The sequence below is a fragment of the Pseudomonas neustonica genome, from assembly GCF_003797945.1.
In the GTDB taxonomy this organism is placed as follows: domain Bacteria; phylum Pseudomonadota; class Gammaproteobacteria; order Pseudomonadales; family Pseudomonadaceae; genus Halopseudomonas; species Halopseudomonas neustonica.
This window is the reverse complement of the sequence record NZ_RKKU01000018.1, coordinates 38,225-50,296: the sequence shown is the minus strand read 5'-3', so window position 1 is coordinate 50,296 and position 12,072 is coordinate 38,225. Positions and strand designations below refer to the sequence as shown.

The 12,072-nt window shown below is 53.8% G+C and carries 10 protein-coding genes; 9 read left to right on the top strand and 1 reads right to left on the bottom strand.

What is annotated here, in order from left to right; all coding sequences use genetic code 11:
• The first annotated feature begins 60 nt into the window (after positions 1-60).
• Positions 61-1,008 carry a LysR family transcriptional regulator gene (locus EF096_RS13715; RefSeq protein WP_123890327.1) on the top strand — a complete coding sequence of 316 codons (948 nt, stop codon included), beginning with the start codon at positions 61-63 and terminating at the stop codon, positions 1,006-1,008.
• On the opposite strand, the gene EF096_RS13710 is transcribed toward EF096_RS13715, so the two are convergent.
• Positions 966-3,365 carry a penicillin-binding protein 1A gene (locus tag EF096_RS13710; RefSeq protein WP_123890325.1) on the bottom strand — a complete coding sequence of 800 codons (2,400 nt, stop codon included), beginning with the start codon at positions 3,363-3,365 and terminating at the stop codon, positions 966-968. The two genes, EF096_RS13715 and EF096_RS13710, sit on opposite strands and share 43 nt — an antisense overlap.
• 185 nt (positions 3,366-3,550) lie before the next feature.
• Between EF096_RS13710 and EF096_RS13705 the strand changes: the two genes are divergently transcribed.
• The 8 genes from EF096_RS13705 to EF096_RS13670 all read left to right on the top strand — a co-directional run bounded on the left by EF096_RS13705 (position 3,551) and on the right by EF096_RS13670 (position 11,857).
• The gene (locus tag EF096_RS13705; protein ID WP_123890323.1) at positions 3,551-4,615 is read left to right on the top strand and encodes a pilus assembly protein PilM; all 1,065 of its coding nucleotides are present in this window, start codon (positions 3,551-3,553) and stop codon (positions 4,613-4,615) included.
• Complete coding sequence (locus EF096_RS13700) at positions 4,615-5,193, top strand: PilN domain-containing protein (protein ID WP_123890321.1); 579 nt, start codon at positions 4,615-4,617, stop codon at positions 5,191-5,193. The genes EF096_RS13705 and EF096_RS13700 overlap by 1 nt, the downstream gene beginning before the upstream one ends.
• Positions 5,190-5,813 carry a type IV pilus inner membrane component PilO gene (locus EF096_RS13695; RefSeq protein ID WP_123890319.1) on the top strand — a complete coding sequence of 208 codons (624 nt, stop codon included), beginning with the start codon at positions 5,190-5,192 and terminating at the stop codon, positions 5,811-5,813. Before EF096_RS13700 ends, EF096_RS13695 begins: the two co-directional genes overlap by 4 nt.
• Positions 5,813-6,340 (top strand): type 4a pilus biogenesis lipoprotein PilP, encoded by a 528-nt coding sequence (pilP, locus tag EF096_RS13690; RefSeq protein ID WP_123890317.1) that lies wholly within the window; start codon positions 5,813-5,815, stop codon positions 6,338-6,340. The genes EF096_RS13695 and pilP overlap by 1 nt, the downstream gene beginning before the upstream one ends.
• A gap of 56 nt (positions 6,341-6,396) precedes the next feature.
• Complete coding sequence (gene pilQ, locus EF096_RS13685) at positions 6,397-8,532, top strand: type IV pilus secretin PilQ (protein ID WP_123890374.1); 2,136 nt, start codon at positions 6,397-6,399, stop codon at positions 8,530-8,532.
• Between the two features lie 5 nt (positions 8,533-8,537).
• On the top strand, positions 8,538-9,047 hold the full coding sequence (gene aroK, locus EF096_RS13680; protein WP_123890315.1) for a shikimate kinase AroK: 510 nt from the start codon (positions 8,538-8,540) through the stop codon (positions 9,045-9,047).
• Positions 9,048-9,221: 174 nt separating this feature from the next.
• Complete coding sequence (gene aroB / locus EF096_RS13675) at positions 9,222-10,301, top strand: 3-dehydroquinate synthase (protein ID WP_123890313.1); 1,080 nt, start codon at positions 9,222-9,224, stop codon at positions 10,299-10,301.
• Positions 10,298-11,857, top strand: coding sequence for an AAA family ATPase (locus tag EF096_RS13670; protein WP_123890312.1), 1,560 nt, complete (start codon positions 10,298-10,300; stop codon positions 11,855-11,857). Before aroB ends, EF096_RS13670 begins: the two co-directional genes overlap by 4 nt.
• Positions 11,858-12,072: the final 215 nt, after the last annotated feature.

Here is a 12,072-nt window from a genome sequence, read left to right as displayed (position 1 = left end):
CATATGTTGTCGTTTTAATCGTCTTCATTGTGCTTCATCCGGGTTTAAAGGCTTCTTGTTATGAATGAAATGAATGCTATTCCATCGATTGCGCGCATGGATCTGAATCTGTTTCGGGTCTTCGAGGTGGTTTTTCGTGAGCGCAGTCTGACGCGTTCCGCAGCGGTTCTGCATGTCAGTCAATCTGCAGTGAGTCACTCATTGGCGCGCTTGCGCGAGCAGTTCAGTGATCCGCTGTTTGTGCGTGAAGGGCGCGGGGTGACACCCACGGCGTTGGCCCTGCGCCTGGCGCCAGTAATCAGTGACAGCCTTGCGCGCCTGCAGCGCAGTCTTGATGGGCTACAGGACTTCGACCCGCTGCGGGATGAGCGCACGTTCACTTTGAGCCTGCCAGAGCAGTTGGAGCTGGTTTTATTGCCACCACTGCTGGCTCATCTGCAACGCTGTGCGCCCAGATGCAAGGTGCGTACGGCGGGTTTGCGCTGGTCTGAATTGAAGCTTGAGCTGGCAGCAGGGCGGATTGATCTGGCGGTGCAGATAGCACGTCCGGTTGACGCCAACTTGCGGCAGATGCAGTTGCTGGCTGAACCCTTATGCGTGGTTGCAGGCCCCGGGTTTGAGGGCGATCTGACTACTGAGCGTTATCTGGCCGCCGAGCATGTTGCGGTGGCGTCATGGCGTAGAGGGTTGTCTTACGAGGATTTGGCGTTAGGGCATATGGGCTTGATGCGACGAGTAGTTCACCGCTGCCAGAACTATCAGGCGGCGAGCCTGGTGGTTGCACAGAGCAATCTGTTACTGACGATGTCCAGGCGGCATGCCGAGCTGACTAACGCAGCGCTGGGTACGCGATTACTGGACATGCCACTGCCATTGCCCTCCATCGGCCTCAACCTTTACTGGCATGAGGCCGCGGAGCACGATCCGGTTAATCGCTGGCTACGTCAGCAACTGTTGACGCTATCTCAGAACAGCTCAAGCGGGGTAGAGGCGCCGCCGCTGCCATAGCCACCCAAGCCGAGCTCGCTATACGGTGGTGGTGCGTCTTCCTGCTTGAATATTTCCATGAACGCGTTTCTGCTGCCTGGCGGTGCGCTGCGCCCTGTGTCGGCGTCGATGCGCGCCGTAACCATGCCTCTGGGCATGCGTAGCCTTTCCTCTGGAACGCCTTCCAGTGCAGGGCCCATGAACTTCATCCAGATTGGTAATGCCGCAGTGCCGCCAAACTCCCGACGTCCCAATGTGCTTGGTTGGTCAAAGCCGACCCATGCCGTTGCCACCAGTCCCGGGTTGAAGCCGGAGAACCATGCGTCTTTTTGCTCGTTGGTGGTACCCGTCTTGCCCGCCAGGTCATTACGGTTCAGTGCACGGGCACGCACACCCGTACCCCGCCGGATGACATCGCGCAGCATGCTGTTGAGCTGGTAAACAGTGCGCCCATCTACTACGCGCTCTGCTTTTTCAACTTCGGGTGCTGGGCCTTCGGGCTTGCGCAGATAATACGCATCAAGTCTGGCTTGCTCCTGCTCCATTTGCGCTGGTGTAACGGCCGGACGAGCATAGTCGATCAGCTCAGCGTAGCGGTTTTCGATACGATCGATCAGGTAGGGTTTAACCGCATAACCGCCGTTGGCGAAGGTGGTGTAACCCTGCGCAATTTGCAGTGGCGTCTGCTCGGATGTGCCGAGGGCGGCTGAAAGGTGGCGCGGCAGTTCCGACTTGGAGAAACCGAAACGCTCTATGTAGGTCATGGCATGGTCTACGCCAAGGTCCTGCAGTAGGCGGATGGATACCAGGTTACGTGAACGGTACAAGGCTTCGCGCAAACGGATCGGGCCAAGGAAATCGCCACCCGAGTTTTTGGGGCGCCAAATGGAATCCAGATAGTCGTCGACGAACACCAGCGGGGCATCGTTGACTAGGCTGGCAGGTGTATAGCCGTTATCCAGCGCAGCGCAGTAGAGGAATGGCTTGAAGCTGGAGCCGGGCTGCCGGCGGGCCTGGGTTGCGCGGTTATAGTTGCTCTCGACAAATGAGAAGCCGCCGATGAGCGCTTTGATGCTGCCATCTTGTGGGCCAAGTACCACAAGGGCACTTTGTGCCTTGGGCAGTTGAGCAAGCCGGTATTGATTTTCGCCCTCAACCGAGCTGACACGGACTATGTCGCCGGGTTGAAGCACGTCAGCAGGTTTTCCTGGGCGAGGCCCCATGCCGTTTGCGCTCAAATAAGGCCGAGCCCATTTCATATCATCCCAGGCAATAGTGCCGGGCGGGTCACGGCGGAATGCCAGTTCCACATTGTCTTCATTCACAGCAATAACGAGCGCAGGCTCAAGGCCACCAAGACTTTGGTAATTATTCAGCAGGCTGGCGCCTTTTTCCAAGGTGATGTCTGGATTGCGCGCCTCGGGTCCACGGTAGCCATGGCGTTGGTCATATTCCTGCAGACCAGTGCGCAGCGCATGGTTGGCCAGGTCCTGCATCTCGCTGCTGACTGTAGTGTATACGTTGTAGCCTTGGGTATAGGCTTCGTCGCCAAAACGTTCAACCATTTCTAGTCTGGCCATTTCAGCAATATAAGGCGCCTCCATTTCTGGATTGGCTCCGTGGTTGCTGGCAGTGATGGGTTTAGCTACTGCGGTCTCGTAGCTGGCCTGGTCAATGTAGCCCAACGTAAGCATTCGCCGTAGGATCCAGTCCCGCCGCTCTTTGGTGCGTTCTGGGTTGGATATCGGGTTATACCGTGACGGTGCCTTGGGCAGCCCGGCAATCATGGCGAGATCTGCGAGCGGTAACTCGCTGATGGACTTGCCGTAGTAGACCTGTGCTGCAGCCTCGATGCCGTAGGCACGGTTGCCCAGGTAGATCTTATTAATGTAGAGCTCAAAGATTTCCTGCTTGGTCAGGTTGCGCTCAATTTGCAGTGCCAGCAGGATCTCGTTTAGCTTGCGCGAGAATACCCGGTTGCTGGACAGGAAGTAGTTTTTGGCGACCTGCATGGTGATAGTGCTGCCACCGGTTTGAATGTGGCCGGTCTGTATAAGCTCTGCAGCGGCGCGTACCAAGCCTGCTGGGTCAACGCCATGGTGATGAAGGAAATTATCGTCCTCGGCGGCCAGTAGAGCGTGCACAAATGTGCTCGGCACCTCATCGTAGGTAATTGGGAAGCGGCGCATCTCACCAAACTCTGCAATCAGCTTATTATCTGTGCTATATATCCGCAGTGGTGTCTGCAGCTCAACGTCCCGAAGGGTGTCTACGTCTGGTAAAGCCGGACTGAGATAAAGTGCGACGCCACTAAGCACCATTACTGGGGTGCAAGCTAGTGCTAAAAGTGACCAGAATATAAATTTTAATAAACGCATAAGGGATGCGGAATTCCCTGAATAATTAGAAAGTTAGCAGTATGGCTGCTCTTCGAAGGGTGTAGCAGGGTGCATTATAAGCGTATTTTTTTTGATTTAGCTATTTGCGCTTGTACAAGTACTGTTATTTAATGTAGGAAAACATAAACCGTCCGTAAGTGTCGGATGCTGATAGGAAATTGGCTGTGCTAGGGCTCATAAAGAAAAAAGCGAATACGCTTCTGGGTATCGATATCAGCTCCACAACCGTGAAGCTGCTCGAGCTTAGTCGCTCAGGCAACCGCTACAAGGTCGAAGCCTACGCGGTTGAACCTTTGCCATCCGGCGCGGTGGTTGAGAAAAATATTGTCGAACTCGAAGGCGTTGGCCAGGCGTTGGAGAAAGTGCTCGCGCGCTCTCGCTCCTCGTTGAAGCAGGCTGCCGTCGCTGTGGCAGGTTCGGCCGTGATCACCAAAACCATCGAGATGGATGCTGGTCTGGATCCCGATGAGATGGAAGAGCAGATCAAGCTCGAGGCTGATCAGTACATTCCTTACCCGCTCGATGAAGTCGCTATCGATTTCGAAGTTCAAGGTGTCTCCCCTCGTAATGCCGAGCGCGAAGAAGTGCTGCTGGCAGCCTGCCGTCGAGAGAATGTTGATATTCGCGAAGCTGCTCTGGCGCTAGCCGGGTTGACCGCCAAAGTGGTGGAAGTCGAGGCCTATGCGATGGAGCGGGCATGTGAGCTGGTTATCCATCAGCTCGATGCTGGTGATGATGGGCTGACCATTGCCGTGATTGATATCGGCGCTACCATGATGACGTTGAGTGTGCTCAGTCAAGGGCGGATCATTTATACCCGTGAGCAGCTATTTGGCGGCAAGCAGCTGACCGACGAAATTCAGCGGCGATATGGCTTGTCGCAGGAAGAAGCAGGCTTGGCCAAGAAGCAGGGCGGCCTGCCTGACGACTTTGAAAGTGAAGTGCTAGGTCCGTTCAAGGACGCAGTGGTGCAGCAGGTTTCTCGTTCGCTGCAGTTTTTCTTCGCTGGCGGTCAATACAACGACGTGGACTACATCCTGCTCGCGGGTGGTACTGCCTCTATCCCGGGTCTTGATCAGTTGGTTCAGCAGAAGATCGGCACAACAACCCTGGTTGCCAACCCATTCGCAAACATGACCCTGTCGAACAAGGTTGATGCTGTGGCGCTGAGTAATGATGCGCCTGCATTGATGATTGCCTGTGGTCTGGCAATGAGGAGTTTTGACTAATGGCTCGCATTAACCTTTTGCCTTGGCGCGAGCAGCTAAGGGAAGAACGAAAAAAGGAGTTTTTGACCATTCTCGCGCTGGTAGTCGTCTTTGCTGGCGCTTTGGTCTTCCTCGGTGATCGTCACCTGAACGGCAAAATTGAGCACCAGAAAGCCCGCAACGCTTTTCTTCAGAAGGAGATCACTCTTCTGGAATCGCGTATCAAGGAAATCGAAGAGTTGCAGGCCCGCCGTACTCAGCTGCTGGATCGCATGAAGATCATTCAGGATCTTCAGGGCAATCGTCCCATTATCGTCAGGGTATTTGATGAGTTGACTCGGACCTTGCCGGACGGCGTCTATTTTACATCTGTCGCCATGAAGGGGGCTTCTGTAAGCATCCAAGGTGGTGCCGAGTCCAATAGCCGTGTATCCAAATTGATGCGTCAGATGGATGCCTCTGATTGGCTGGTTTCACCAAACTTGACGGCAGTACGAGCGGTTACTTCTGGAGCGCTTGATCAGGCTAACGTCTTCGAGCTGACAGTGAAGCAAACTGAGCCGCGTGCCAGTGCCGCTGAGGGAGAACAGCAGCCATGAGTCTTTCGCAATCGATTGAGAGCTTGAAGAAGGTTGATTTAAATAACCTGGACTTCAATAACATTGGTTCCTGGCCCGGCGCACTCAAGGTGATTGTTTGTGTGCTGGTGTTTGTCGTGCTGCTGCTGTTGGGCTATCAGTTTCATCTGAAAGACCTCCAGTCAGGCCTGGAGCGGGTAGAGTCGCAAGAGGTTACGCTGCGCAAGGAGTATCAAGATAAGTCGTTTCGTGCCGCTAATCTGGAAGCCTATAAGGAGCAGCTGGCAGAAATCGAGGAGCGCTTCAGCGGCTTGCTGAAGCAGTTGCCGAAAGACAGTGAGGTTCCTGGTCTGCTGGAGGATATTACACAGATGGGCCTCAATAGCGGCTTGGAGTTTGAGTCGATTACACTGCAGCCTGAAGTGGCACAACAGTTTTACGTTGAGCTGCCAATTAATATCGTGGTTCGGGGTAGTTACCATGATCTCGCGACTTTTGTTAGCAGTGTTGCAGGTTTGCCCCGCATCGTGACGCTCAATGACTTTGTGATCGAGCCGATTAGTGCGGACAATCCAGACCTTCTGACAATGAATATTGTGGCCAAGACCTATCGCTACAATGATGCAGGAGGCCAAGAATAATGATTAACAAGAACCTAACCTGCATATCGCTTCTCGCCATATTTGGTTTGGCGGGGTGTGGTGGTAATGAGTTTGCTGATCTGCAGCGCTTTATGGATGAAACGCGTGCCAGACCAGCCGGGAAAATCGAGCCTTTACCGCGCTTTGAGCCCTATGAGGCTTTCACTTACAGCGCAGCTTCTTTGAGAAGTCCCTTTCAGCCGCCCATTCGCATAGATCTAACCCAGCGTCAGCGTGGCTCTCAGGACATTAAGCCGGACGAGAATCGCGTAAAGCAGTTTCTTGAAGGCTTTAATATTGAAAGCTTCGAAATGGTTGGTACTTTGAGCAATAACAACGGCATGCAGGCCCTTATTCAGGGTGCTGGAAGTGTGCATCGAGTCAAGGTTGGTGACTATCTGGGGCGTAACTATGGCCGCATTACGGGGATTCAGGATAACCGGGTCGACGTGGTCGAGATCGTGCCGGACGGTGAAGGGGGTTGGTTGGAGCGCCCGCGGACTCTCAGCTTGCCTGAGCGCGGATAGGTCAACCAGGGAGAGATAATATGAACTGCAAACAGTCACGCGTGGAACGCAAGCAAATGCCTCTAACCAGAAAACTATCGTTGGCAGCCGCACTCGCGCTGCTGAGCCCATTGGCCCTGGCCGCAGATTTACAGAAGATGGACGTTGCGTCTCTGCCGGGTGATCGCGTTGAGCTGAAGCTGACGTTTGATGAGCCGGTTAACGGGTCGCCTAAAGGTTATACCATTGACGAGCCTGCTCGTATCGCCTTGGATCTGCCGGGTGTTAAGAACAAGTTGGGTGAGCGTAATCGTGAATTGGGGCTGGGTAACGCCCGCAGCGTTACCGTCGTAGAGGCGAACGATCGTACTCGTCTGATTATCAATCTGGCCGATTTGGCACCTTACACAACGCGCGCTGAAGGCAATAGCCTGTTCGTGCTGGTGGGTGGCGCTCCTGTAGCCTCCACGAATGCCTCCGCATCCGAGACAGCTGTGGCGCGCAATGATAATTGGCGTGCTGAATCTGAGCCTGCAGTCTCTGGCGCAGTGACTTCTGGTCGTGCCATTAGCAGTCTGGACTTTCAGCGCGGCGATGACGGCGAAGGTAACGTTATTGTTGATTTGACCGACCCCTCAATCCGGGTAGATGTTGAAGAGCAGGGTGGGCGAGTCAAGCTTAATTTTCCAAATACTCGCTTGCCTGATGAGTTGCGAGTCCAGTTGGATGTTAAAGACTTCGCTACGCCGGTTAACTTTATCAACGCGTCCAGCAACGGTAACAACGCCAGTATTGTTATTGAGCCAACTGGTCAGTATGAGCACTTGGTTTATCAAACTGATAATCGTCTGACAGTCAGTTTCAAGCCACTTACTCGCGCAGAGGTGGAGCAGCGTCGTGCGGACTCCTTTACATACTCGGGTGAGAAGCTGTCGCTGAATTTTCAGGATATTGAGGTTCGCTCGGTGTTGCAGTTGATTGCGGACTTTACTGATTTGAACCTGGTTGCCAGTGACACTGTGCAGGGAAGCATTACCTTGCGCCTGCAGAATGTGCCTTGGGATCAGGCATTGGATTTGGTTCTGAAAACCAAGGGCTTGGATAAGCGCCAAATAGGTAATGTATTACTGGTTGCGCCAGCTGACGAGATTGCCGCTCGCGAGCGTCAGGAGCTTGAGTCGCAGAAGCAAATTTCAGAGTTGGCTCCGCTGCGTCGTGAGTTAATTCAGGTAAATTATGCCAATGCAGCAGACATCGCGCAGTTATTCCAATCGGTCACTGCCACAGACACAGACTCCCAGCGAGGATCGTTAACCGTTGATGCCCGTACCAACAGTATTATTGCATTGGAAACTCAAGAGAAGCTTGATGAGTTGAGGCGCATCGTTACTCAGTTGGATATTCCGGTACGCCAGGTCATGATAGAAGCCCGAATTGTAGAAGCTAACGTTGGTTTCGATAAGGCGCTCGGTGTCCGTTGGGGGGGAAGTCTGAATCTGGGTAGCCGATTCAATGCATTCGGTAAAGATACTCAAACGTCTATCGGCGAAGCTCCAGATTTTGTCCCTGATGGAACTACTACAGGGGGATACTACGGTATAGCCGAGCGGGACCCGAATTCACCCTTTGTAGATATGGGTGTGATTGGCGCCACATCAGGAATTGGCATTGGCTTTATCACTGACAATGCTATTCTTGATTTGCAACTTTCGGCTATGGAGAGCACAGGTAATGGGGAAATTATATCTCAGCCTAAGGTTGTCACCTCAGACAAAGAGACGGCCAAAATCCTGAAGGGGTCAGAGATTCCCTACCAAGAGGCCAGCTCAAGTGGAGCAACAACTACTGCCTTTGCTGAAGCTGTTCTTTCTCTCGAAGTCACTCCACAGATAACTCCAGATAATCAGGTTATTATGGAGGTGGTTGTTACTAAGGATGAGGCTGACTTTACTCAGGTGGTAAATGGCGTGCCGACTATCCGTAAAAACGAAGTGGATGCCAAAATACTCGTTGCCGATGGTGAGACTATTGTGATTGGTGGCGTTTTCTCTAGCCAAACTCAAAGTGCCGAGGAGAAGGTGCCCTTTCTTGGTGATTTGCCGCTGTTAGGGCGAGCTTTTCGTCGAGATGTTACTAACGAGAGTAAGAATGAGCTGTTGATCTTCCTCACTCCGCGCATTATCAACAACGGCGCCATTACGCTTGCAAGATAATGGGCTTGAATAACGTTTTTCTGGTAGGCCCGATGGGGGCAGGTAAAAGCACCATCGGGCGTCTTCTTGCCAAGGAACTCAAATACCCGTTCAAGGACTCTGATCGTGAGATTGAGGTGCGAACGGGTGCGGATATTCCCTGGATCTTTGATGTTGAAGGTGAAGAAGGCTTCAGGCAGCGTGAAGAGGCTATGATCGCCGAGCTCGTGCAAGAAGACGGGATAGTGCTCGCTACCGGCGGTGGCGTCGTTATGCGTGATGCAAATCGCTCTGCATTGGCGGCACATGGCTTAGTGGTTTACCTGCGTACCAGCGTCGAACAGCAATTACAGCGCACAGCTAAAGATCGGCAACGTCCCTTGTTGCAGACTAGCGATCCGGAGAGCGTTTTGCGTGACCTGATGGCCAAGCGCGATCCGCTTTATATGGATATAGCTGACCTGGTTATAGAGACAGATCAGCGTGGCCCCAAAAACGTAGTCAACACCATAGTGACCAAGTTGCTGGAGGGATAGCTCGCACCTGGTGTGCGGGCTGGATGCCTTTCGTGCTTTATTGATTGCATTGCCCTTTAAGTAACTCACTTCTCCCTGATCTGATTTCTTCGCTTTAAAGGCTTTTGCGTGGGCGGCATATCCGCGCGAAGGCCGTATGTTGTATGCTTCGCGAACGCTAGAGGGAGAAGTTGGATGCAGTGTTTGAATGTCGATCTTGGTGACCGTAGTTATCCTATTTATATAGGGTCGGGCCTTTTTGAAAAGCCTGGTCTTTTGGCGTCGCACATCAAGGGCAAGCAGGTTTGTATCGTCACCGACGATACGGTCGCGCCTCTTTACCTGGATGCCCTGGAATCGGCTTTGAGTGGTTACAGGATCACCAGAGTAATATTGCCTACGGGCGAGGCGTTCAAGAACTGGACTACCCTGCAGCAGATATTTGATGCGCTGCTGACTGACAGACATGATCGCAGGACTACCTTGATTGCATTAGGTGGCGGCGTAATAGGTGATATGACGGGGTTTGCCGCTGCGTGCTATCAACGAGGTGTGGATTTCATTCAGATACCCACGACTCTCCTATCTCAAGTTGACTCGTCAGTAGGCGGGAAAACCGGCATTAACCACCCTGCCGGCAAAAACATGATTGGTGCTTTCTATCAGCCCCAAGCGGTATTGATAGATACCGCCAGCTTGCAAACGCTGCCTCCGCGTGAGGTTAGCGCAGGCTTGGCGGAAATCATCAAATACGGCTTTATTCGTGATGCTCTTTTTTTGACGTGGCTAGAGTCCAATATGCCGCGCCTGCGTGCGCTTGATCCCGGCGCAGTGACCGAGGCGATTGAGCGCTCCTGTTCGATTAAAGCCGAAGTGGTGGCAGAAGACGAGCGAGAGGGCGGTGTGCGCGCACTGCTGAACTTTGGGCATACCTTTGGCCATGCCATCGAAACGCATCAGGGCTATGGCGTTTGGTTACACGGTGAGGCGGTAGGTGCTGGAATGGTAATGGCGCTGGATCTTTCTGCGCGTATGGGCTGGATTGGTTCTGACGAGCTTGCTCGCGGCAAAGATATAGTTGCCTCGGCGGGCTTGCCGGTGACACCTCCCCAAAGCATGTTGGCAGCAGACTTCAGGCGTCTTATGGCGGTCGACAAAAAAGTGCTGGATGGGCAGCTACGCTTGGTTCTGCTTAAGGGGCTGGGCGACGCGATCGTAACCGCGGATTTTGATACAACGGCACTATCAGACTGCTTGGCGATGTCGCCAGAATGACGTCAAACAAGGAAGAGGGTTTCACCTCAATGAATGAAATCGACCGGTTGCTGGATTATTATCAGTTCAGCCACGATCCCTTTGCTCCTCGTACGCCGGGCTTCAAGTTCTTTACGCCGAAGCGCAAGCCCGTTCTAGCAGAGCTGCATCATCTGGCTCGCTATAGTAGCCAAATGCTCGTGGTTACGGGGCCAGAAGGTAGTGGCAAAACCTTGTTACGCCAAGCTTTGGTCGCCAGCAGTAACAAGGAGAGCGTGCAATGCGTTGTGCTGTCTGCGCGCGAATTTTCCGCTGAAGATGCCTTGCTGGGTTATGTCTGCCAAGCGGTCAATGCCGACGGCCGTGATGTTGGAAGCCTGTTGGATAAGTCGCAGTCTAGCGACGCTGTAGGTATTCAGCTTTATCTGGTTATTGACGATGCGGAAGCGTTGGAGCCATCTGCTCTCAGTATGCTTACTGAAATCGCCGAAGCGGGTCAGACTGCCCCTCGCGTGTTTTTGTTTGCGGATGCAGAGCTAATCGCGCCTGCATTAGAGTCGTTGCAGGCATCTCCGGAAGACAGTGCGTTCCACCTTGCTGCGCTGCAGCCGCTTGATCTGGATGAGACTCGCGATTACCTCGGGCAGCGCCTCGAAGGGGCTGGTCAAGGCATTGAGTTGCTGTCAGATGAGCAGATTGCTGCTGTCCATGATCAGTCGGGAGGCTGGCCGGGCGCTATTAATGAAGCGGGTCGTCGGATTATGCTCGAATCCATGGAGCAAGCACCTCTGGCTGCTGCCGAGCGGGCCAAGCGCGGTGGGCTGCCGATTGGTACTTTGGCCGCATTGGCCTTGGTAGCGCTGGGTGTGGGCGTTGCATGGTACATGGGCGATCAGCCCAAAGAACCGGAAACGACTGTTTTGGCGTTGCCTGAGCCTATCCCGGAAGTGCGTTTGAATGGGGATGCTGAGCTTGAGAGTCCCGTGCCGCCAACTGCACCGCTGCCTGCGGGTAGTGATATGGCGACAGGTGTTTCGCCTTCTCCCGTTGCAGAAACTGATGATGCTGATGTTCCAGAAGTAGTTGAAGCTGCCCCCGCGCCAGAGCCAGAGTCGCCGCCGCCAGTGGTTGCGGCAACAAGCGCTGCTGAGTCTGCAGCAAGCAGCCCACCGGTCGCTCCGGTCGCTGCTCCAGCGTTGCCTGCTCCAGCGAGTCCTGCGGCTACTGCTGTTGCTGCGAGCAACGATCCGCCCAAGGCAAGCTCGGTAGCTCAAGGCAGCACAGGCGCGCGTCAGACACCGTGGTATCGAGAGCAGGCCGCCAGCCGCTATGCGATTCAGCTATTGGGGACGCGCGCCGAGCAGTCGGCGGTCAGCTTTGTTGAAGCGCACGCGCAGCTAAATGATATTGGTTACTTCGAAACAACCCATCAGGGTGCTCCGTGGTTCGTTGTTACTCAAGGTAGCTATGGCGGCCGCCAAGCCGCTCAGGACGGAATTGCTGGCTTGCCGCAGGCATTGCGCAACAGTAAACCTTGGCCGCGCAGTTTCGGCGATATCCAAAAGTCGCTGCGTTGATTTCAGAGGGCAGAGACGTCGATTTGATGGCGTCTCTGCTTCGCTGAAGAGGGCTTGGATCAGTGTTTGAATTAGCGCTATAGTAAAGCGCAAACTTGCCTATTTACGACATTTGAATATGCGAATGCGGCATGCTGGCCTCAAAAAAAATTGTGGCCAGGTATGTCGCTGTGTACAATTACCCCCCTTTTGTCCGGCGCCTGGCCAGATCAATG

What these genes read in the sequence shown, in the direction of transcription:
- EF096_RS13695 (WP_123890319.1), top strand. Translation starts at nt 5,190, where the DNA reads ATGAGTCTTTCGCAATCGATTGAGAGCTTGAAGAAGGTTGATTTAAAT.
- EF096_RS13670 (WP_123890312.1), top strand. Translation starts at nt 10,298, where the DNA reads ATGACGTCAAACAAGGAAGAGGGTTTCACCTCAATGAATGAAATCGAC.
- EF096_RS13715 (WP_123890327.1), top strand. Translation starts at nt 61, where the DNA reads ATGAATGAAATGAATGCTATTCCATCGATTGCGCGCATGGATCTGAAT.
- pilQ (WP_123890374.1), top strand. Translation starts at nt 6,397, where the DNA reads ATGCCTCTAACCAGAAAACTATCGTTGGCAGCCGCACTCGCGCTGCTG.
- EF096_RS13700 (WP_123890321.1), top strand. Translation starts at nt 4,615, where the DNA reads ATGGCTCGCATTAACCTTTTGCCTTGGCGCGAGCAGCTAAGGGAAGAA.
- EF096_RS13710 (WP_123890325.1), bottom strand. Translation starts at nt 3,365, where the DNA reads ATGCGTTTATTAAAATTTATATTCTGGTCACTTTTAGCACTAGCTTGC.
- aroB (WP_123890313.1), top strand. Translation starts at nt 9,222, where the DNA reads ATGCAGTGTTTGAATGTCGATCTTGGTGACCGTAGTTATCCTATTTAT.
- pilP (WP_123890317.1), top strand. Translation starts at nt 5,813, where the DNA reads ATGATTAACAAGAACCTAACCTGCATATCGCTTCTCGCCATATTTGGT.